Here is an 18,585-nt window from a genome sequence, read left to right as displayed (position 1 = left end):
GCTGGATTCCTGAACGCGCTGTGATGCGGCCGACACAGCATGGTAAGGAAATTGTGAATAGCGCTGCGGGGAGGCCCGCGGGCGTGTCTTTCGGCCCCATCCCGGCAGTTCGGGCGGGCGCGGTTCTGCCGCGAGCGGGGAGGCGGCTCTCTCGCGCTGCGTCGAAGGGATAGGGCGCCCGCCGTCTTGGCCGGGCGTTCAGACGTGGCGGCTCAATCCCTGCCGCCGTCGAGGACGACGAGATGCTGATGACGGCGGCCGGCCGCAAGCGGCGGCTCGCTCGCCGCAGGCCGGCCGAGTGGCGCCGGGGAGGCCGCCGGGGGCGGCGTGGTCAGGACCGCTGGCCGTGCCGGCGGTGCTTCTTCCCGTGGTAGCCAGCGAAGGCCGGCGATCTCCAACTGAGGGATCGGATGCAGGCCGAGCCAATAGGGGCGCTCCAGCGGCGCCAGCAGGCCGAGGACGCGGTCGATGCGCCTCCCGTCCTGGCTGACGGGCAGAAGCAGCATTTCGGCCATGAGCGGATTGCCTCGCTCGGTGCGGCCGAGGACCTCCAGAACGGCCGTCGCGCCGTTGCTCACGATTGCGCCAAGCGCCGAGGTCAACGCGTCGCGGTCTGCGCTCGGCCAGAGCGAGAGGAAATCCGATCCCGTCAATTCGCGACCAAGGTTGGCGCAGAAGCGGGTGCCGGCGAGGCGGAACGGGGCCGTGCCCGGCGCCGCGGCATCGAGGATGAACAGGTCGCCCAGCAGCGGGACGATAGCAGCGGGCTCGATCGCACTGCGCAGCGGCGCAGGACTGCCGCCACGCTTGCGGAGCCAATACGCATGCAACTGCTGGGTCGAGGAATGCCTCATAGATATGCGAAGCTCATGAGCGCGCTGTGGCCGGTTTTGCTGGCGTCACAACGCCTTGCGGTTCGGGCGGGCGGATGATGGGGGAGAGAAAACGCCGCCTCGGATGGGCTCATAGCAGATGGCGCGACCGACTGGGCAAAAGCCGCCGGATAGGGTTACGCACAAGTTGAGGGCATTTCGATATTGATCTTAAATTTGAAGCATGACAGGTTACGTCGCGTTCACGGGGCGTCTTATGCCGGGGGGCTAGACGGGGCGTGACGAAGGCCGTCCGTGCGTGCCCGTCTGAGAAGCGCGCCGGACGGCCGATCCATTTCTAAGCCCCTGTTTCCTCTCGTGGCCTGGTTTCTTTCATAGCCGTTGGGGTCGCCGCGCTTGCGCCGAAATCGCGGGCCGACTATGCCGGACCAATGAGCCCGAGAAGCGAACGCGCCGAGCGCGAACCCGTATTCAACCTTCCCGCCGTCATCATTGCCTCGCTGGCCGTGCTGGCGATCGTGCACGCCGTTCGCGTCTATGTGCTGGACGAGGCGCAGGCGAGTTGGTTGATCGCCACCTTCGCCTTCTTCCCCATCCGTCTCACGGGAGCCGCGATCCCGGGCTTCTACTGGCCGGGCGGCGTCGCCGGCGATGTCTGGACCTTCTTCAGCTACGCCTTCCTGCATGGCGACTGGATGCACTATAGCGTCAATGCACTGTGGCTCGCCGCCTTCGGCACGCCGCTCGCCCGCCGCTTCGGCCCCTGGCGTTTCCTGGTTTTTTCGCTCGGCGGCGCGGCGGCCGGCGCGGCGGCGCATCTTCTGCTCTATCCTTCCGGCCAGGCGCCGCTGATCGGCGCCTCGGCGGCGATCTCGGCCCAGATGGCGGCATCCGCCCGCTTCGCCTTCTCGGCCGGTGGCCGGCTCGGCGGCGGCATCCCGCGTCCCGACGCCGATTTCCGGCCGGCTCTCTCGATCCTCGAGATGGCGCGCGACCGCCGCATCGTCGCCTTCCTCGGCGTCTGGTTCGTGTTCAACCTGGTGTTCGGCCTGATCTTCACGCCACCCGGCGTGACCAACAGCACGATCGCCTGGGAGGCTCATCTGGGCGGCTTCGTCTTCGGCCTGCTGTGCTTCCCCTGGTTCGACCCGGTCGGTAGCCGCCGCCGCTGATCGAGGGCTGGCCTGGCGCCGGCTCGCGCGCGGTCATGGCCTGCATTCCCTTGCATTCCCTTGCGTCCGGTCCCATCATCAGGAAACGGGCAGGGCGACCAGAGCGCAGAAGCCTCGGCGTCGTGCACGGTGGATGATCGCCAGGCGATCGTGCCTCCGATCATGATTGGGTCCGGACCGGTCCACCTCAGAGAGCGGCCGGCCCTGTTGGAACAGGGAGCCGACGCCAATGACCGTTGCCGCGATTCTGTCGAAGAAGGGGAGAGACGTCGTCACCGTCTCCGCCGACCTCAGCATTTCCGACGTCGTCCATCTTCTGGCCAATCGCCGGATCGGCGCCGTCGTCGTCACCGATCCCGCCAATCGCATCGTCGGCATCGTCTCGGAGCGCGACGTGGTGCGGGCGCTCGCCCGAGGCGTCGGCTCCATCGATGGAGCCGTATCGTCGATCATGACGGCGAAGGTGGTCACCTGCACCGACCGCGACACCATCAACGAGGTGATGGCGCGGATGACCGAGGGGCGCTTCCGCCATCTGCCGGTCGTTGACGCCGGGCAACTCGCCGGCATCGTCTCGATCGGCGACGTGGTCAAGGCGCGGATCGAGCAGGTCGAGCGCGAGGCCGACGAGATGCGCGCCTATATCGCGATGGCGTGACCGCGCCGCGCGCTTGCCTCAGGCGTCGCCGTAGACGGCCTTCGGGTCGAACAGCGGCTCGTCGCCGGTGAAGGCGAGCCGGGTTTCGGTGCCGGCCGCCTGGCCGACCGGGACGTTGCGATAGAAGCAGCCCTTGCGGCCGGTATGGCAGTTGGCGCCGGTGCCGGCCGTCTGGACCTTGATCCAGATCGCGTCCTGGTCGCAATCGACTCGCATTTCCCGGACCGTCTGGGCGTGGCCGCTGGTGGCGCCCTTGTGCCAGAGCTCCTTGCGCGAGCGGCTCCAGTACCAGCCTTCGCCGGTCTCGATCGTCTTCGCCAGCGCCTCGGCGTTCATCCACGCCAGCATGACGACGTCGCCGGTGTCGAAATCGGTGACGACCGCCGCGATCAGGCCGTCGGCGCCGAAGCGCGGCGTCAGGGCGGTGCCCTCCTCGACCTCGGCATGCGAGCCCGGTGCGGCGAATATCGTCGTGGTCATGGTCTACTCCGGCAGGTTGTAGCTGCCATAGCGCCGGCTCGGCGGCGAAGGAAGCGGAAAAGGCGGCGACAGGCGGGCGGGTGGGCCTAGCGGTGCTGGACCAGCGACAGGAAGCGGGCGCGCTCGGCCGGGTCCTTGTGGAAGATGCCGGTGAAGCTGGTGGTGATCGTCGAGACGCCCGATTTGTGGGCGCCGCGCATCGAGACGCAATGATGCTCGGCTTCCAGCATCACGGCGACGCCGCGTGGATCGAGGCCGGTATCGATGGCCTCGGCGATCTGGTTGGTCAGCCGCTCCTGCATTTGCAGCCGGCGGGCGAAGATGTCGACGACGCGGGCCAGCTTGGACAGGCCGACGACGCCGCCCTTCGGGTAATAGGCGATATGCGCCTTGCCGATGAACGGCACCATGTGGTGCTCGCAATGCGAAAAGAAGGGGATGTCGCGCACGAGGATGATGTCGTCATAGCCGCCGGCCTCGTCGAACACGCGGTCGAGCGTCTCGGCGGCATCCTCGTGATAGCCCTTGTAGAACTCGCCGAACGCCTTGGCGACGCGCTTCGGCGTATCGATGAGGCCCTCGCGGGTTGGATCGTCGCCGGCCCAAGCGATCAGCGTGCGGACGGCGGCCTCGGCCTCTTCGCGGCTCGGACGGAGGTTTGCGCGCGACTCGGGCGGCTTTGCGGGGCTCTTGGCGTCCATGGGGGTACTCCGACTGGGCCGGATTCGGGCGGAGGGACTCGAATTGGCCGGTAATGCGACTGCTTGGCCGCAGTCCTACTATCTGGTCCCTCGGTTGGCGAGTTTCTATATTGGCGCCAGGAGGTCGCAATGATCGACGACATCTACAATGCGCGGATCCTGGAATTCGCCGCCAACCTGACGCGGCTCGGCCGGCTTGATCAGCCGGATGCGAGCGCGACGGCGCATTCCAGGCTCTGCGGCTCGACCGTCACCGTTCATCTGAAGATGAACGGCGATGTCGTCAGCGATTTCAGCCACGAGGTGCGCGCCTGCGCGCTCGGCCAGGCTTCGTCCTCGGTGATGGCGCGCCACATCGTCGGCACCGACGCGGCGACCCTGCGGGCGCTGCGCGAAACCATGCGGCGCATGCTGACGGAAGACGGCGCGCCGCCCGAGGGACGCTTCGAGGATATGCGCTTCCTGGAGCCGGTGCGCGACTACAAGGCCCGGCACGCCTCGACGCTGCTCACCTTCGACGCGGTCGTCGACGCGATCGGCCAGATCGAGGCGAAGCGGGCGCAATTGCTGGCGGCGGGGTGAGGCATGCCATTCGACCATATCGGCTTCAATGTCCGGAATTTCCTGAGAAGTCGCGATTTCTACGTGCAGGCGCTGGGGCCGCTCGATATCGGCATCCTGCACGAACGCGACGACTGGGCGGCCTTCGGCGAGGATGGCCATGTCCTGCTGTGGATCGGCGAGCCGGCGGGCCCGAGCGGCCGCATCCATGTCGCCTTCGCGGCGCGGGATCGGGCCGCCGTGCGCGCGTTCCACGCCGCCGCGCTGGAGGCGGGCGGTCGCGACAATGGCGGGCCCGGACTGCGGCCGGGCTATGGCCAGGACTATTATGCGGCCTATGTGATTGATCCGGACGGACACAACATCGAAGCGGTGTGCCGCCGCGCCGAGACCTGACGCGCCGGTGCGCCCGCCTGGAGGAGGGAGTCGCATGACACGTATCGATCGCCATGGCGTCGTGCCGGGTCTCGCAGGCGCCGCGCTCGGACTGTTGGCTGCGCTGGCGCCTGCTTTCGCGCTATCCTCCGACGCCCAGGCGATCGTCGACCGGGTCAGGGCGACGACGCCGAACCTGCATCCGGTCTGTTCCGACCGGGGCAAGCTGACCCAGGTCGTCACGGCGGCCACGATCGCGCTGGCCGAGGCGAAGAAGATCAACGGCGACCATGCGATTGCGCGGGCCGCGGGCCAGGAGGCCGGACGCTATCTGTACTTCCACTGCCCATCGTGACGGCTGCGCGCACGGCTCGCCCTCTACGACGATGCGGGCGACAGGCGGCTTTTCGCCGTCGCGCTGGCCGGGCTGGATCGGCATCGGGCTGATCCGGGTCTACAAGCTGACGCTGTCCCCCTTCATCGGCCAGAACTGCCGCTATCTGCCGACCTGCTCCAGCTATGGCGAGGAATGCATCCGCCGCTACGGGCTGTGGGCCGGCGGCTGGATGACGCTTGCCCGCTTCCAGCGCTGCGGCCCGTTCGGCGCGTCCGGCTATGACCCGGTACCGGAGCAATTGCCGGCGAAGGGCCGGTGGTACCGGCCCTGGGCCTATGGCCAGTGGACCGGCAAGCACATCGATCCTGCGACCCGGTTGGACGTCTAGAGCGTTTTCGAGCGAAGTGGATACCGGTTCGCGTGAAGAAAACGCGATCCAACAAGTCTAGCTGCCGAAATAGGCCGGCTGGTCGAGATCGGCGATCAGGCCGGGACCGGTGGGCTGCCAGCCGAGCGTTTGCCGCGTCCAGTCGCTCGAGGACGGATTGTCCATCGCGGCGAAATGCGCGAACCAGCCGAAATGGCCGGCCGCCTCTTCCGGCGACAGGCTGACGACCGGCAGGCCGAGCCGGCGGCCGATCACTTCGGCGATCTCGCGGAACGGCACGCCGCCCTCGGCAGAGCCGTGATAGCGGGCATCGGTGGCGCCCTCTTCCAGCGCCAGCCGGAACAGGTTGGCGGCATCGAGGCGGTGGACGGCCGGCCAGCGGTTCGACCCGTCGCCGACAAAGGCGGCAATGCCCTTGTCGCGGGCGAGGCTGATCAAAAGCGGCACGAAGCCGTGGTCGCCGACGCCATGGACGGAAGGCGGCAGGCGTACCACCGAGACGCGCGCGCCCTTCGCCACCGCTGCCGCCGCGGCTTCCTCCGAGGCGACGCGGGGATGGCCGGCGCCCGGCGTGGTCCGATCGGCCTCGGTGATGAGCCCGGCATTCGCGAGCAGGCCGGTGCCGGAGGTGACGACCAGCGGGCGCTCCGTGCCGGCGACGACCGCGCCCAGCGTCTCGATGACCGCCCGGTCGATCTCGCAGTTCTCCTTGAACTTCGCGAAGTCGTGGATGAACGCCGTATGGATCACGCCGTCCGAGAGTTCTGCACCCGACCGCAGGCTTGGCAGGTCCTGCAGGTCGCCCCGGTGCGGCGTGGCGCCGATGGCTGCGAGGGCGCTGGCCGAGGCGTCGGAGCGGGCAAGGCCCAGCACCTGATGCCCGGCATCGAGCAGGTTCCGGACGACGGCGGAGCCGATAAAGCCCGAGGCTCCGGTGACGAAGACGCGCATGATGATGTCCTTCTCTCATGGCTCGTTGCGGTCGCGGGCGACCGGTTGCCGGCAAGCTAGGCGATAGCCCCAATACGATCTATGCTGGAAAGTCCGCACTATCTTCGCAATCGTCCGGTGAGACCATGGATCCCCTTTCCGACGTGCTGTCCCTGATGAGGCCGCGCAACTACATGTCGGCCGGCTTCGATGCCGGCGGGGACTGGTCGATCCAGTTTCCCGACCAGCAGCAGAGCATCAAGTGCGGCGCGGTCGTCTCGGGCCGTTGCTGGCTGGCCGTCGACGGCGCGGCCGAGCCGGTGCTGCTCAAGGCGGGCGACAGCATGCTGCTGCCGAGCGGCCGGCCGTTTCGTCTCGCCAGCGACCTGGCGCTGCCATCCGTCGATGCGTCGACGGTGTTTGCCAGCGTGCCGAAGGGCGGCATCGTCACCCACAAGGGCGGCGGCGATTGCCTCCTCGTCAGCAGCCGCTTCGCGCTCGACGGCAACTATGCCGCCATGCTGCTCGGCGTGCTGCCGCCGATCGTTCACCTGCGCCACGAAGCGGACCAGGAGACCCTGCGCTGGTCGGTCGAGCGGATGATGCAGGAGCTGCGCGAGCCGCAGCCGGGCGGCTTCCTGGTGATCCAGCACCTGGCCCACATGATCCTCGTGCAGGCGCTGCGGCTGCATATGGCCGAGGGGCCGGGCGGCGGCGTCGGCTGGCTGTTCGCGCTCGGCGACCGGCAGATGGGGGCGGCGATCCATGCCATGCATGGCGAGCCGGCGCGGCGCTGGACGCTGCAGGCTCTGGCGGAACTGGCCGGCATGTCGCGCTCGTCCTTCGCGTTGCGCTTCAAGGAGACGGTCGGCAAGTCGCCGATGGAATATCTGACGCGCTGGCGCATGCTGCTCGCCGGCGACCGGTTGGCGAACTCGCGGGATTCGGTTTCCAGCATCGCCCTGTCGTTCGGCTACGAATCCGAAAGCGCGTTCAGCACGGCCTTCAAGCGGGTCATGGGCTGTTCGCCCCGGCAATATGGCCGCGCCGGCCATGGCGAGGCCGGGGAGGGCGACGGCGCGGCGCAAGGCGCGTTGGCGCCGGTCGCCGACGGGCTGGCAGCATAGGCCTGCTAGTCGGCAGCGGCCGCATCCGCGAAGGGCAGGGACGCGGCGAGGATCCAGGCCCGGAACGAGCGCATGGCCGGCGTCGGGGTCGAGGATTTCAGCCAGGTCAGCCAGTAGCTCCCGTTCGTGACGGTGGTCTGGAACGGCTGCTGGATCGTGCCGGCGCCGAGCTGGCGGCGGAACATCAGTGGCGGCGCCAGCGCCACGCCGGCGCCGAGCAGGGCCGCCTCGACCATGGTTCGCGAGGAATCGAACACCGGCCCCTTCACCGTCGGCGCCGCGACGCCGGCCGCCGCGAACCAGCTTGGCCATTCGTCGGCGCGATAGGAGCGCAGCAGCGTCTCGCCATGAAGGTCCTGCGGTTCCGCAAGCCGCTCGGCGATCTCGGGGATGCAGAGGACGGAAAGAGGCGCCGCGAAAAGCCGCTCCGCCTCCGTGCTGTGCCAGGCGCCGTCGCCGAAGCGGATGGCGAAGTCGAGCCCCTCGGCGGCGATGTCGACGCGATTGTTGTTGGTCGAGAGGCGAAGATCGACGAACGGATGGGCGAGTTTGAATTCCGGCAGCCGCTCGATCAGCCAGCCGACCGCGAAGGTGCCGACGACGCCGATATTCAGCACCTCGCGGACATGGCCGCCCTCGAACTGCTCGAGCACGGCGGCGATGCGGTCGAAGGAATCGCGCAGCGCCGGCAGCAGCGCCTGCCCCTCGTCGGTGAGCGCCAGCCCGCGCGGAAGCCGGCGGAACAGCGTCGAGCCCAGCCGCTCCTCCAGCGACTTGACCTGATGGCTGACGGCGGCCTGCGTCACGGCCAGCTCGATGGCGGCGCGGGTAAAGCTCAGATGTCGTGCCGAGGCCTCGAAGGCCTTGAGCGCGTTCAGCGGCAGATGCGGACGGACCATCGGATACCTTAGATTTTCTTATGGCTTGCCAGAATTATCATCGTTTGTCCGCCCCTGGCGAGTGGCCTACCAAGGGGCACGCAATCGAAGGAGATGGCTCGAATGATCGACAGGCGGCAGTTTTCGAAGGGTTTCATGCTGATAGCCGGCACGGCTCTGTTCGGAGGGCCCGGCTTCGCCACGGCCGCGCTGGCATCAGAGAAATTCGTATCCCGGGTGCTGGTCGATGTCGCGACCGGCAAAACGGTCCATCGCGACGGCCCGGCCGAACGGCGTTTCTCGCCCTGCTCGACCTTCAAGCTGCCGCTCGCCGTGATGGGCTTCGATTCCGGCGTTCTGGTCGATCCGCACAACCCGCTCTGGGACTACCGTCCGGAATTCCAGACCACGATGGAACAGCAGAAGAAGGCTACCGATCCGACGATCTGGCTGAAGGATTCGATCGTCTGGTATTCGCAGGAGCTGACCCGCAAGCTGGGCGAGGCGCGCTTCCGCGACTACGTCAACCGCTTCGACTATGGCAACGAGGATGTCTCCGGCAATCCGGGCAAGAAGGACGGGCTCACCCAGTCCTGGCTGAATTCGTCGCTCACCATCTCGCCCGACGAGCAGGTGGCGTTCATCCGCCGCTTCCTCGATCGCAAGCTCGCCGTGTCCGACCATGCCTATGCGGCGACCGAGGCGAGCCTGGCGCAGTTTCCGGCCGAGGGTGGCTGGACATTGCACGGCAAGACAGGCAGCGGCTTCCTGCGCACCGCCAAGGGCAAGTCCGACCGGGCCCGGCCGATCGGCTGGTTCGTCGGCTGGGGCGAAAAGGGCGGCCGCAGGATCGCCTTCGCACGCTTCAACCTCGGCAATGAACGCTCCAAGACCTATGGCGGCATGATCGCCCGCGACGCGATGATCGCGGATTTCGCCGGGCTGGCCGGCGGCTGACGGGCGCCATCATCGGCGGAAAGCGGGCCGGGCGCTCGATTTCCGCCGGTTTCGTTCCCATTTGGGGACTGCGGCTTGAATGGCGCGCTGCCATCGTATAGCCGTCTCGCACCGGCATTGTCGGCCGGTGGGGCGGGGTCCGGATCTCGCTTTTCTTTCAGCCCAACCGCTTACCCGCGTTCGTCTGCGGGAGTGAGCAGGAGACAGATATGATCAATCTGACATTTCCCGATGGTTCCGTTCGCCAGTTCGACGCCGGTGTGACCGGCAAGGCGATCGCCGAAGGCATTTCCAAGTCGCTCGCCAAGAAGTCGGTCGCCATGACCCTCGATGGCGTGCTGTCCGACCTTTCCGACCCGATCACCCGTGATGCGAAGCTCGAGATCGTGACGCGCGACGACCCGCGCGCGCTCGAGCTGATCCGCCATGACGCGGCGCATGTGATGGCCGAGGCGGTGCAGGAGCTTTTCCCCGGCACCCAATGCACCATCGGCCCGGTGATCGAGAACGGCTTCTTCTACGATTTCGCCCGCAACGAGCCCTTCACGACCGAGGACCTGCCGAAGATCGAGCAGAAGATGCGCGAGATCATCGCGCGCAACGCTCCCTTCACCAAGCAGGTCTGGTCGCGCGACCACGCCAAGCAGGTCTTTGCCGACAAGGGCGAGGCCTACAAGGTCGAGCTGATCGACGCGATCCCGGAAGGCCAGGATCTCAAGATCTACAACCAGGGCGACTGGTTCGACCTCTGCCGCGGCCCGCACATGGCCTCGACGGGACAGATCGGTTCCGCCTTCAAGCTGATGAAGGTGGCCGGCGCCTATTGGCGTGGCGACAGCAACAATCCGATGCTGACGCGCATCTACGGCACGGCCTGGCATGACCAGGTCCAGCTCGACGCCTATCTCCACATGCTGGAAGAGGCGGAGAAGCGCGACCATCGCAAGCTCGGCCGCGAGATGGACCTGTTCCATTTCCAGGAAGAGGGACCGGGCGTCGTCTTCTGGCACGCCAAGGGCTGGACGATGTTCCAGGAGCTGATCTCCTACATGCGCCGGCGGCTGCGTCCGCTTGGTTACCAGGAGGTCAACGCGCCGCAGCTGCTCGACAAGTCGCTCTGGGAAACGTCGGGCCACTGGGGCTGGTACAAGGAGAACATGTTCGCGGCGCAGTCGGCCGGCGACGACACCGAGGACGAGCGCGTCTTCGCGATCAAGCCGATGAACTGCCCCGGCCATGTGCAGATCTTCAAGCACGGCCTGAAGTCCTATCGCGACCTGCCGCTGCGCCTCGCCGAGTTCGGCGCGGTGCATCGCTACGAGCCGTCTGGCGCTTTGCACGGGCTGATGCGCGTGCGCGGCTTCACGCAGGACGACGCCCACATCTTCTGCACCGAAGAGCAGATGGCGGAAGAGTGCCTGAAGATCAACGAACTGATCCTCTCGACCTATGCCGATTTCGGCTTCGACGAGATCGTCGTGAAGTTGTCGACGCGTCCGGAAAAGCGCGTCGGCTCGGATGAGAACTGGGATCATGCCGAAGAGGTCATGACCAGGGTCCTGAAGACGATCGAGGAGCAGTCGGGCGGTAAGATCAAGACCGGCATCCTCGAAGGCGAGGGTGCGTTCTACGGTCCGAAGTTCGAATATACCCTGCGCGACGCGATCGGCCGTGAATGGCAGTGCGGCACGACGCAGGTCGACTTCAACCTGCCGGAACGCTTCGGTGCCTTCTATGTCGATTCCGACAGCAACAAGAAGACGCCGGTGATGATCCACCGCGCCATCTGCGGCTCGATGGAACGCTTCCTCGGCATCCTGATCGAGAACTTCGCCGGACACTTCCCGCTCTGGTTCGCGCCGCAGCAGGTCGTCGTCACGACGATCACCTCGGATTCGGACGCCTATGCGGAAGAGGTCGTCGCCAAGCTTCGCAAGGCCGGCCTGCGCGCTGAGGTCGATCTTCGCAACGAGAAGATCAACTACAAGGTTCGCGAGCATTCGCTGGCCAAGATCCCGGTGATCCTGGTCTGTGGCAAGCGCGAGGCGGAAGAGCAGACGGTGAACCTGCGCCGCATCGGGTCGCGCGATCAGGTGTCGATGTCGCTGGATGAGGCGATCGCGTCGCTGGTTGCCGAGGCGACCCCGCCGGACCTGGTCCGGGCGCAGCTCGAAGGCTAAGCCTTCGAGGTATTGAAGAAACGAAAAACGGCCGGGGTTTCCCCCGGCCGTTTTTTTGCTCGCAGTACTCGATACGAACCCGCAAGCAGTCAGGAGCCTGCTACGGGCCCCAAGAGAAGCTGAGACCGCCGGTGCCTGCCGAGCTGCCCTGCGACGAGCCGCCCGAGGTTCCGCCGCCGCCATGGCCACCGAAGAGGCCCGAGCCGCCGCCACCGCCGTGATAATCGCTACCAGCGCTGCCCGACGAACCGCCGATGGCGCCGGCCACGCCGACCGAACCCCAGCTGTTGCTCGAAGAGGCCGTCTGCGTGGTCGACGAGCTTCCGGACGTGCTCGTGCTGGCACCAGTGGCGCCGCCGCTGCCGCTGGCCAAGCCGGCGGAGCCGCTACCGGTCACGGTCGACGATGTCGTGGAAGTGCCGCCGGCGCTCTGCGTGGCAGAGCTGGAGGCCTGGCCCGCCATAGCCGAAGCGGAGGCAAGCACGAACAATGCTGAAGCGGCAACGCCGACGAGGGCAGTACGATACTTGGTCATAGTATAACTCCCTTGGTTTACGCGATACTTCGACATTTGTGGCGTCGCGATAATCGTAAGTCGGCGCCAAGTCTGATTATTTCTTATTATTTCGTAATTTGAAATGAATTCTGATTGAAATATATGTGATCAGGAATCGTGAGTTATTCTGCGAACTTCTATCGCCTATATTCGCAGTGATACTTCCAGTATTTTGCCTGGTTCCAGGTCATCGGCTTGTAGTTCGAGCAGTCGATATTCGATGCGGTCTGGTTGCTCGAGCCGAACAGCCTGGCCAGGAAGCCGCCGGCGGACGGATTGGCCCCGGGGCCCGCACCCGGAGCGCCTGGGCCCGCGCCTGGGCCTTGGCCAGGACCTGTGCCGTCATCGGGGCCTTCGCTCGCGGCATAGGCGAACGTGCCGACCGTGGCGGTCTGGGTTGCCGTTGCGTTGGTGTCCCAGCCGTTGCCGGTCGATGACGAGCCGCCATAGGACGAGCCCTGCGCGCTTCCGGTGCCCGAGGTCGTGGCCCCGGCGTTGCTGGTCGAGGTGCCGTTGGCCCCCGCGCCGGCGGAACCGCCGCCGCCGCCGCCGCTGGCGCTGCCACTCGACGTGTTGGAGGCGGTCGCCGAGCCGGAGGGGCCGGATGAGGAGGCGCTCGAATGGCTGCCGCTGCTGCTGGTGGCGGAGCCGGCGGCCAGAGGGGCGCTACTGAAGGCGAGAAGCGATACCAGCGCCGCTGACGTCACAAGCGATATTTTGGTGATGGAATACGGACGCATGCTTGAAACTCCCCTGATTGTTCCCGTCAAAGGGAACCGCAATAGACTTGGATGAACCTCTGCATTTTCTTCCGGCGGCTTGCCGATCCCTGCCCGGTCCGGTCCGGTCCGATCAGGGCTGGGCGTCGCAGCGGTATTGCCATTTCCTGATGGCGCCGTTCTCCCGCTTCCATTCGACGACCATGCAACTGGTGACGTCGCCGGATCGGGTCGTGGTCACGGTCATGCCGTGATCGCCGTTGTTCTGGGACCAGGCCGAAGCGCTGCTCTGCGCGGTGGTCATGCCGCCTCCCGGCGTCAGGGTTTCGGCCTGGCGGAGCAACCAGTCGGCGGGATCGTTCAGCATGGTGTTCCCACCGGTATTGCTGGCGTTTGCTCCGGTGGCGCCGACGGCCAGCAGGCCGGCGGCGAGGCTGAGGGCGGCGAGCTTGGCGGGATGGATAGGGCAGGTGATACGCATGATGTGTACTCCGAGCGCTGTTCCGCGGTTATCGACCTAGCGGAACGGCTGGCAGTAGAGGGTCTTCTGCTGCTGGCTCCAGACGCAGGTGGTGGCGCCCTTGCCGTTCAGGCTGGCGATCCGCACCGTCTTGAAGGGGCCGCTGCCAAGGTTGCCGCCGAGGCCGAAATTGGTCGTCGACGCGCGGTTGTTGAAGTTGGCGCTGGCGAACGAACTGCTCGACGCGCTGGACAAGCCGGTCGGCGTCTTGCCCTTGGCGAAGGCGGTTGCCCGGGCCCATGCCGTGGCATTGGTCTGGGTGGCGTGGGCGTATGCGGTCGCCGCGCTGCGGGCCGCCGCATAGACGTCCCTCGCCGTGAACGCGCTGCCCGCCGCAAAGGTGCTCGACATCGCCGTGGCGCTGGTGCGGGTCGAAATCGCGATCGAGTAGGCGCCGGTATCGGTGTAGGCGATTGATTCCGAGCCGCCGCCGCGCAATTTGCGCGTCACGACGGTTCCTCCGGTGGCTGTGGTCGTGGGATTCTTGCCGCCGATGGCCGTGGCGGTGGTTTCCGTGCCGGACGAGGTCGTCGCGGTCGGTGTGTCGCCCGCGACGGCGACGGCGGTCACGGTCGTGCCGGCGGTCGCCGAGGTTTCGTCGGTCGGCGTGGTCGCCGAAGCGCCGGCGGCGCCCGTCGCGGACGACGAGGCCTGCATCACGCCGCCTTCGTTCGAGACGCTGGCGGTGGCGCTGGTGCCGGCTCCGGCCGCGGTGGCCGACCCGCCGTCGGATTGCGACGTCTGCGCGCCGCTGCTGCTGGTCGAGGTGCTCGACCCGCCGGTGGTGCCGCTAGTGCTGCTGGGGGATGAACTGGAGCCGTGGCCGCGGGCGTAGGTGAGGGGCGGGGCCACCATCCAAAGGACTGCTGCGAGGGCAATAAATCGCGATGCCGGTCCAAGCAATTGGACAGGCGAATTCATTCGCCGAAACATGATGTGAACCCCTTGTCCAAAATACAAAATACAAAAGGAGTCGAGAGGGCGAAGTCCCCTGCCAGAGCTTCGTTCTCCAGTGCCCAAAACTAGGCCATTCCGGTCCTGTATTGAAGGGGATCGGGGCAGTATCGAAGTACAAGTATCCATTCGATGGGCGGCTTTTTCATCAGAATATTTGAAGAATTGATTGGGAAAAGCGATGCGATTTCACCGTGACTGGGAGAGTGATCTCCGGCATCAGATCGGATCTGCGTTTCGCAGGTGCGGGCTCGTTGCCCAAAAATAGCTGTGGATTGTTTCAAATTTCGCTTTAACGAAAAAAATATGACGCCGTTCACTATGGTGAATATCCGGTTAATTCGGCTTCGCCAATTCATGGGATGAAACGGACTGGGCCGAACTCGCCCGGCACTGCCCAAGTGTAACGCAGTTGTGAGAGCGCGCGATGCACGCGCGGAATCTACAGGCTTCTTTACGTCCGGGCAGAGAAACGACGGCCCGTCATGGGGTTGCCGTTACGTCAATGTCGCGCAAAACGCCATTTGGAACCGAAGTGGTCGTGATCGACTTCCGCGTCCGGAAAGCCGCTGCAAAGTGGCGCCCCAAGTAGATCCGAGGCGGCAACCGTCATCGTCTAAGTCGAAAGGGGTAGGATCCGGCCAGTCCGGGCCCGGCCAGGGCCTGTCGAGCACGACGGGCGCGCTTTTGCGGCAGGGAAAGGGCCAAGCTCTGGCCTATTTCGCCAGAACCTCGATCTCGCGATTGAGTCCGGGCTCGACCTTGAAGTTGCGCTCGTGGATCTGGTTGTCGTGCTTGGCGATGGCCGTGTAGTCGCCGATGGCCAGCACCACGTCCGGAAAGGCGCCGGCACTGTCGAAAACGGTTTCGCCGGCCGGCGTCATCACGCTCCACGAGGTGTTCGCGAGGGCCTCGCCGCCGCTTTCAGAGACCAGTTTCAGCGTGATCCGCGCCGCCTGGTGGAACATCCGCACTTCGGTGAGTTTGCCGGCCTCGACGACGATGTCGGCGCGGGCGATGGCGTTGGCGTCGCCATAGCGGCTGACGATGTGATAGGTGCCGGCGTTCAGACGCACGATCTGGTCGTCGCGCAGCGCCGGGACGAGCGGAGAACGGTCCTCGCCGGACGCCCCGTCTCCCGGGAAGATGTCGAACTTGACCAGGTTGGGGATGGGCGCGAGGTCCTTGCCCACCAGCGCGTCCAGCTTGAGGCCGCCGGCATTGAGCACCAGCGTCTCGTATTCGTCGCCGCCGGTGAAGCTGATCGGCTTCATGCCGCCGGCGCGGCCATAGGCGGCGTGCACGACATAATCGCCCGGCTTCAGCGGCAGGCTGACCGCGCCGCCCTCGACCTCGCGGACGAGCGGCAACTTGCCGTCCTTGCCTGGCGTCTTCGAAAAGACGCGCCAGACGACGCCCTTGGGGATCGTCGGCCCGCCATCGACCAGCTTGGCTTCGAGCATCAGCCCCGGTTGCGGCCGGTTCTCGGTCGGCTTGGAACTCGTCATGTCCGATTTGCCGGTCTTGAGCAGCGCCGCCGGATCGATCTTCTCCGGTAGCAGCGGCGTCAGCGACATCGGATCGGATGGGGCCGCGCCATCAGGAATGTCGGCTGGCGGGATCGGCGGCGCGTCCTGCCCGAGCGCGGGGCCGGTGCAGAGCGCGAGAACGATGAAGCTGGCGCTTCCCGCAGTCCGGGCCTGCCGCAGCAACCATTGTGAAGCGTTCTCGCGCAAATCCGGGTCCCAGTCTCGATCGATCGTGCCGTGTCCCGTTAGAGCCCGATCAGCGTGGCGATTTCAAGACCTCGGACGCGCTGCGTCGCGGCCGATCCGCCAGAGGGCGCGGCGGCCGGCGGCGGGCCGGGGGTTGTAATGGGGACGGATTCGTCCGATGTCAGGGGCAGCCAGCCGCGCCTTGCCCGTCGCAAGCCGCCCGCCAGTTCCCCGTCCTCCGTGTTCGCGGTCCCCATGACAGATACGATTTCGCTTCTGAAGACACGCCGTTCGTTCCCGTCGATGAACCTCGTCGAGCCCGGCCCGACGCCGGAACAACTGACCGACCTGCTGACCATCGCCAGCCGCGTCCCGGATCATGGCAAGCTCGCGCCGTGGCGCTTCATCCTGTTCCGGGGCGATGCGCGCGCCGCGGCAGGCGAGGCGACGGCGGCTGTGCTGCTGAAGAACCGGCCCGACATCGATGAGAAGTCGCTGGCGCATGAGAAGAACCGCTTCCTGCGCTCGCCGCTGGTGGTAGCCGTGGTCAGCCGCGCCGCGCCGCATGTGAAGATCCCGGAATGGGAACAGTTGATGTCGGCCGGCGCCGTGGCGATGAACCTGATCGTCGCTGCCAATGCGATGGGTTTCGCCACCCAGTGGCTGACCGAATGGGTCACCTATGACGCCGAGGCGCGCCGCGTGCTCGGCCTCGCCGATACGGAGCGCCTGGTCGGGCTCGTCTATGTCGGCACGCCGAATACCGATCCGTTCGAGCGTCCGCGCCCCGCGCTCGCCGATATCGTCAGCGAGTGGTCGCCGGTCGCCTGAGCCGGACGGCCTCCCTTCGAAAAGAAAGCCCTCACCCAACCCTCTCCCGCTCGCGGGGGAGGGTTGGGGTGAGGGACTGTTCCGGCCGACGGCAGACTAGTAGCGGAACTGCTCGGCCAGGATGCGGTCGTCCCAACTATGGCCGGGATCGAACAGGATCAGGCTCTTGGCGCGCCGGTCCTGCTTGATTGCGATCTTCAGGACCGACTTGATCTCGGTGTGGTCGGCGACCGCGTTGACCGGCCGCTTTTCCGGCTCCAGCACGTCGATCGACACGGTGACGCGGTCCGGGATCAGCGCGCCACGCCAGTGGCGCGGCCGGAAGGCGCTGATCGGCGTCAGCGCCAGCAGCGGCGCGTGGATCGGCAGGATCGGCCCATGCGCCGAGAGATTGTAGGCGGTCGAGCCGGCCGGCGTCGAAACCAGCACGCCGTCGCCGATCAGTTCCTCGAGCCGGACCTGTTGGTCGATCGAGATGCGCAGCTTCGCCGTCTGGTAGGACTGGCGGAACAGCGACACTTCGTTGATGGCGAAAGCGCGGTGCTCGTTGCCCATGGCGTCGTGGGCGTCCATGCGCAGCGGATGCAGCGTCGAGGGCACGGCCGCGGCGAGCCGCTCGCGCAGGCCATCCTCGCGAAACTCGTTCATGAGAAATCCGACCGAGCCGCGGTTCATTCCGTAGATCGGCTTGCCCGAATTCATGAAGCGGTGCAGCGTCTGCAGCATGAAGCCGTCGCCGCCGAGCGCGACGATGATGTCCGCCGCTTCCGGATCGACGCCGCCATAGAGCTTCGTCAGGCGCGCCTGCGCCTCGGTCGCGTCCGCTGTCGTGCTGGCGATGAAGGCGATCGCCCCATGCTGCACCGGTTCGATCGCCATTCGTTCCTCCGAGCCGCGACGGTCGTCGCGGCCGCCATGCCTACCCGTCGGCCCTATCATGCCATCGGCATGTTTCAAAACCGTTGAAGCCCTGCCTCAAACGATCCGAACCTCGAGCTGGCCCAGACCTTCGATCGCGCCGACGACGACATCGCCTCGTTTCAGTTCGCCGACGCCGGCCGGGGTGCCCGTGAAGATCAGGTCGCCCGGCGCGAGGAGGAACCAGCGCGACAGGTGGGAGATGATTTCCGGCACCGACCAGATCATGTCGGCGATGTCGCCGTCCTGGCGCGGCTCGCCATTGACGGTCGCGGTCAGCCGGCCGGACTTGGGGTGGCCGTTTGCGGAGGCCGGAACGATCGGCCCGATCGGCGCCGAATTCGCGAAGGCCTTGGCCGTTGCCCAGGGACGGGCGGCCTTCTTCGCTTCGGCCTGCACGTCGCGGCGCGTCAGGTCGAGGCCGATCGCATAGCCATAGACATGCGCAAGCGCGTCTTCGACCGCGATGTCGCTGCCGCCTTCGGCGAGCGCGACCACCAGCTCCACTTCGTGATGCAGGTCGGCCGTCTGGGGCGGGTAGGGCGCCGGCTTGCCCGCCTCGACGAGATCGTCGGGGTTCTTCTGGAAGAAGAAGGGCGGCTCGCGGCCGTCATGGCCCATTTCGCGCGCGTGCGCGGCATAGTTGCGGCCGACGCAATAGATCCGATGCACCGGGAAGCGGGCCGTCGAATCGCGGACCGCGACCGAGACGCTCGGCGGCGGGGCAACGACGTAGTTCGGTTCGGTCATGACGATTTCCTGTATGCGGCGCGCCCACTCTGTCCCGAGCCCGCC

The 18,585-nt window shown here is 66.5% G+C and carries 23 protein-coding genes; 12 read left to right on the top strand and 11 right to left on the bottom strand.

Annotated features, from left to right (window positions below; translation table 11 throughout):
* Positions 1 to 212: 212 nt before the first annotated feature.
* Positions 213 to 854, bottom strand: coding sequence for a PAS domain-containing protein (locus tag OSH07_RS08660; protein ID WP_266338240.1), 642 nt, complete (start codon positions 852 to 854; stop codon positions 213 to 215).
* Positions 855 to 1,264: 410 nt separating this feature from the next.
* On the opposite strand from OSH07_RS08660, the gene OSH07_RS08655 reads away from it, so the two are divergent.
* Both OSH07_RS08655 and OSH07_RS08650 read left to right on the top strand, forming a co-directional pair.
* A complete protein-coding gene (locus tag OSH07_RS08655) occupies positions 1,265 to 2,005 on the top strand; it encodes a rhomboid family intramembrane serine protease (RefSeq protein ID WP_266338239.1) in 741 nt (246 codons plus the stop codon).
* 229 nt (positions 2,006 to 2,234) lie between these two features.
* Positions 2,235 to 2,663 carry a CBS domain-containing protein gene (locus OSH07_RS08650; protein ID WP_266338238.1) on the top strand — a complete coding sequence of 143 codons (429 nt, stop codon included), beginning with the start codon at positions 2,235 to 2,237 and terminating at the stop codon, positions 2,661 to 2,663.
* Positions 2,664 to 2,681: 18 nt separating this feature from the next.
* Here OSH07_RS08650 and hisI read toward each other — a convergent pair whose 3' ends face one another.
* The gene (hisI, locus tag OSH07_RS08645) at positions 2,682 to 3,143 is read right to left on the bottom strand and encodes a phosphoribosyl-AMP cyclohydrolase (protein ID WP_266338237.1); all 462 of its coding nucleotides are present in this window, start codon (positions 3,141 to 3,143) and stop codon (positions 2,682 to 2,684) included.
* Positions 3,144 to 3,229: 86 nt separating this feature from the next.
* Positions 3,230 to 3,844 (bottom strand): GTP cyclohydrolase I FolE, encoded by a 615-nt coding sequence (gene folE / locus OSH07_RS08640; RefSeq protein WP_266338236.1) that lies wholly within the window; start codon positions 3,842 to 3,844, stop codon positions 3,230 to 3,232.
* Positions 3,845 to 3,973: 129 nt separating this feature from the next.
* Here folE and OSH07_RS08635 point away from each other — a divergent pair, with 129 nt between their 5' ends.
* The 4 genes from OSH07_RS08635 to yidD are packed head-to-tail and all read left to right on the top strand — an operon-like array spanning position 3,974 to position 5,505.
* Complete coding sequence (locus tag OSH07_RS08635) at positions 3,974 to 4,426, top strand: iron-sulfur cluster assembly scaffold protein (protein WP_266338235.1); 453 nt, start codon at positions 3,974 to 3,976, stop codon at positions 4,424 to 4,426.
* 3 nt (positions 4,427 to 4,429) lie between these two features.
* Entirely contained in the window at positions 4,430 to 4,801 is a 372-nt protein-coding gene (locus tag OSH07_RS08630) for a VOC family protein (protein ID WP_266338234.1), read from the top strand.
* Positions 4,802 to 4,835: 34 nt separating this feature from the next.
* Entirely contained in the window at positions 4,836 to 5,135 is a 300-nt protein-coding gene (locus tag OSH07_RS08625) for a hypothetical protein (protein ID WP_266338233.1), read from the top strand.
* 31 nt (positions 5,136 to 5,166) lie between these two features.
* The gene (gene yidD / locus OSH07_RS08620; protein ID WP_266338232.1) at positions 5,167 to 5,505 is read left to right on the top strand and encodes a membrane protein insertion efficiency factor YidD; all 339 of its coding nucleotides are present in this window, start codon (positions 5,167 to 5,169) and stop codon (positions 5,503 to 5,505) included.
* Between the two features lie 57 nt (positions 5,506 to 5,562).
* On the opposite strand, the gene OSH07_RS08615 is transcribed toward yidD, so the two are convergent.
* Complete coding sequence (locus OSH07_RS08615; RefSeq protein WP_266338231.1) at positions 5,563 to 6,456, bottom strand: SDR family oxidoreductase; 894 nt, start codon at positions 6,454 to 6,456, stop codon at positions 5,563 to 5,565.
* 125 nt (positions 6,457 to 6,581) lie between these two features.
* On the opposite strand from OSH07_RS08615, the gene OSH07_RS08610 reads away from it, so the two are divergent.
* On the top strand, positions 6,582 to 7,562 hold the full coding sequence (locus OSH07_RS08610) for an AraC family transcriptional regulator (RefSeq protein ID WP_266338230.1): 981 nt from the start codon (positions 6,582 to 6,584) through the stop codon (positions 7,560 to 7,562).
* 5 nt (positions 7,563 to 7,567) lie between these two features.
* Here OSH07_RS08610 and OSH07_RS08605 read toward each other — a convergent pair whose 3' ends face one another.
* Complete coding sequence (locus OSH07_RS08605; protein WP_266338229.1) at positions 7,568 to 8,461, bottom strand: LysR family transcriptional regulator; 894 nt, start codon at positions 8,459 to 8,461, stop codon at positions 7,568 to 7,570.
* Between the two features lie 102 nt (positions 8,462 to 8,563).
* Here OSH07_RS08605 and blaOXA point away from each other — a divergent pair, with 102 nt between their 5' ends.
* The 3 genes from blaOXA to OSH07_RS08590 all read left to right on the top strand — a co-directional run bounded on the left by blaOXA (position 8,564) and on the right by OSH07_RS08590 (position 12,119).
* Positions 8,564 to 9,397 carry a class D beta-lactamase gene (gene blaOXA / locus OSH07_RS08600; protein WP_266338228.1) on the top strand — a complete coding sequence of 278 codons (834 nt, stop codon included), beginning with the start codon at positions 8,564 to 8,566 and terminating at the stop codon, positions 9,395 to 9,397.
* A gap of 209 nt (positions 9,398 to 9,606) precedes the next feature.
* Positions 9,607 to 11,577: a threonine--tRNA ligase gene (gene thrS / locus OSH07_RS08595; RefSeq protein ID WP_266338227.1), complete on the top strand. Its 1,971-nt coding sequence runs from the start codon at positions 9,607 to 9,609 to the stop codon at positions 11,575 to 11,577.
* 254 nt (positions 11,578 to 11,831) lie between these two features.
* Positions 11,832 to 12,119 carry a hypothetical protein gene (locus OSH07_RS08590; protein WP_266338226.1) on the top strand — a complete coding sequence of 96 codons (288 nt, stop codon included), beginning with the start codon at positions 11,832 to 11,834 and terminating at the stop codon, positions 12,117 to 12,119.
* 151 nt (positions 12,120 to 12,270) lie between these two features.
* Here OSH07_RS08590 and OSH07_RS08585 read toward each other — a convergent pair whose 3' ends face one another.
* The 3 genes from OSH07_RS08585 to OSH07_RS08575 form a co-directional block, all read right to left on the bottom strand.
* The gene (locus tag OSH07_RS08585) at positions 12,271 to 12,873 is read right to left on the bottom strand and encodes a hypothetical protein (RefSeq protein ID WP_266338225.1); all 603 of its coding nucleotides are present in this window, start codon (positions 12,871 to 12,873) and stop codon (positions 12,271 to 12,273) included.
* Between the two features lie 112 nt (positions 12,874 to 12,985).
* Positions 12,986 to 13,333: a hypothetical protein gene (locus tag OSH07_RS08580; protein ID WP_266338224.1), complete on the bottom strand. Its 348-nt coding sequence runs from the start codon at positions 13,331 to 13,333 to the stop codon at positions 12,986 to 12,988.
* Positions 13,334 to 13,369: 36 nt separating this feature from the next.
* Positions 13,370 to 13,822: a hypothetical protein gene (locus OSH07_RS08575; RefSeq protein WP_266338223.1), complete on the bottom strand. Its 453-nt coding sequence runs from the start codon at positions 13,820 to 13,822 to the stop codon at positions 13,370 to 13,372.
* Between the two features lie 25 nt (positions 13,823 to 13,847).
* Between OSH07_RS08575 and OSH07_RS08570 the strand changes: the two genes are divergently transcribed.
* The gene (locus tag OSH07_RS08570; protein WP_266338222.1) at positions 13,848 to 14,207 is read left to right on the top strand and encodes a hypothetical protein; all 360 of its coding nucleotides are present in this window, start codon (positions 13,848 to 13,850) and stop codon (positions 14,205 to 14,207) included.
* 835 nt (positions 14,208 to 15,042) lie between these two features.
* Here the strand turns inward: OSH07_RS08570 and OSH07_RS08565 are convergent.
* Positions 15,043 to 16,038, bottom strand: a complete 996-nt coding sequence (locus tag OSH07_RS08565; RefSeq protein ID WP_266338221.1) for a hypothetical protein — start codon at positions 16,036 to 16,038, stop codon at positions 15,043 to 15,045.
* Between the two features lie 258 nt (positions 16,039 to 16,296).
* On the opposite strand from OSH07_RS08565, the gene OSH07_RS08560 reads away from it, so the two are divergent.
* Complete coding sequence (locus OSH07_RS08560; RefSeq protein ID WP_266338220.1) at positions 16,297 to 16,872, top strand: nitroreductase family protein; 576 nt, start codon at positions 16,297 to 16,299, stop codon at positions 16,870 to 16,872.
* Positions 16,873 to 16,968: 96 nt separating this feature from the next.
* Here OSH07_RS08560 and OSH07_RS08555 read toward each other — a convergent pair whose 3' ends face one another.
* Positions 16,969 to 17,751, bottom strand: coding sequence for an NAD kinase (locus tag OSH07_RS08555; RefSeq protein ID WP_266338219.1), 783 nt, complete (start codon positions 17,749 to 17,751; stop codon positions 16,969 to 16,971).
* A 96-nt stretch (positions 17,752 to 17,847) separates the two neighbouring features.
* A complete protein-coding gene (locus OSH07_RS08550) occupies positions 17,848 to 18,540 on the bottom strand; it encodes a fumarylacetoacetate hydrolase family protein (RefSeq protein ID WP_266338218.1) in 693 nt (230 codons plus the stop codon).
* Between the last annotated feature and the right edge of the window lie 45 nt (positions 18,541 to 18,585).

Origin of the sequence: Kaistia nematophila (assembly GCF_026343855.1) — a bacterium.
Classification (GTDB): Bacteria; Pseudomonadota; Alphaproteobacteria; order Rhizobiales; family Kaistiaceae; genus Kaistia; species Kaistia nematophila.
This window is presented reverse-complemented; position numbering and strand designations above follow the sequence as displayed.

What these genes read in the sequence shown, in the direction of transcription:
- OSH07_RS08560 (WP_266338220.1), top strand. Translation starts at nt 16,297, where the DNA reads ATGACAGATACGATTTCGCTTCTGAAGACACGCCGTTCGTTCCCGTCG.
- OSH07_RS08580 (WP_266338224.1), bottom strand. Translation starts at nt 13,333, where the DNA reads ATGCGTATCACCTGCCCTATCCATCCCGCCAAGCTCGCCGCCCTCAGC.
- OSH07_RS08550 (WP_266338218.1), bottom strand. Translation starts at nt 18,540, where the DNA reads ATGACCGAACCGAACTACGTCGTTGCCCCGCCGCCGAGCGTCTCGGTC.
- hisI (WP_266338237.1), bottom strand. Translation starts at nt 3,143, where the DNA reads ATGACCACGACGATATTCGCCGCACCGGGCTCGCATGCCGAGGTCGAG.
- OSH07_RS08650 (WP_266338238.1), top strand. Translation starts at nt 2,235, where the DNA reads ATGACCGTTGCCGCGATTCTGTCGAAGAAGGGGAGAGACGTCGTCACC.
- OSH07_RS08590 (WP_266338226.1), top strand. Translation starts at nt 11,832, where the DNA reads ATGGCGCCGGCCACGCCGACCGAACCCCAGCTGTTGCTCGAAGAGGCC.
- OSH07_RS08660 (WP_266338240.1), bottom strand. Translation starts at nt 854, where the DNA reads ATGAGGCATTCCTCGACCCAGCAGTTGCATGCGTATTGGCTCCGCAAG.
- OSH07_RS08585 (WP_266338225.1), bottom strand. Translation starts at nt 12,873, where the DNA reads ATGCGTCCGTATTCCATCACCAAAATATCGCTTGTGACGTCAGCGGCG.
- OSH07_RS08555 (WP_266338219.1), bottom strand. Translation starts at nt 17,751, where the DNA reads ATGGCGATCGAACCGGTGCAGCATGGGGCGATCGCCTTCATCGCCAGC.
- folE (WP_266338236.1), bottom strand. Translation starts at nt 3,844, where the DNA reads ATGGACGCCAAGAGCCCCGCAAAGCCGCCCGAGTCGCGCGCAAACCTC.
- OSH07_RS08605 (WP_266338229.1), bottom strand. Translation starts at nt 8,461, where the DNA reads ATGGTCCGTCCGCATCTGCCGCTGAACGCGCTCAAGGCCTTCGAGGCC.
- yidD (WP_266338232.1), top strand. Translation starts at nt 5,167, where the DNA reads ATGCGGGCGACAGGCGGCTTTTCGCCGTCGCGCTGGCCGGGCTGGATC.
- OSH07_RS08630 (WP_266338234.1), top strand. Translation starts at nt 4,430, where the DNA reads ATGCCATTCGACCATATCGGCTTCAATGTCCGGAATTTCCTGAGAAGT.
- OSH07_RS08655 (WP_266338239.1), top strand. Translation starts at nt 1,265, where the DNA reads ATGAGCCCGAGAAGCGAACGCGCCGAGCGCGAACCCGTATTCAACCTT.
- OSH07_RS08610 (WP_266338230.1), top strand. Translation starts at nt 6,582, where the DNA reads ATGGATCCCCTTTCCGACGTGCTGTCCCTGATGAGGCCGCGCAACTAC.
- OSH07_RS08615 (WP_266338231.1), bottom strand. Translation starts at nt 6,456, where the DNA reads ATGCGCGTCTTCGTCACCGGAGCCTCGGGCTTTATCGGCTCCGCCGTC.
- blaOXA (WP_266338228.1), top strand. Translation starts at nt 8,564, where the DNA reads ATGATCGACAGGCGGCAGTTTTCGAAGGGTTTCATGCTGATAGCCGGC.
- OSH07_RS08635 (WP_266338235.1), top strand. Translation starts at nt 3,974, where the DNA reads ATGATCGACGACATCTACAATGCGCGGATCCTGGAATTCGCCGCCAAC.
- OSH07_RS08625 (WP_266338233.1), top strand. Translation starts at nt 4,836, where the DNA reads ATGACACGTATCGATCGCCATGGCGTCGTGCCGGGTCTCGCAGGCGCC.
- thrS (WP_266338227.1), top strand. Translation starts at nt 9,607, where the DNA reads ATGATCAATCTGACATTTCCCGATGGTTCCGTTCGCCAGTTCGACGCC.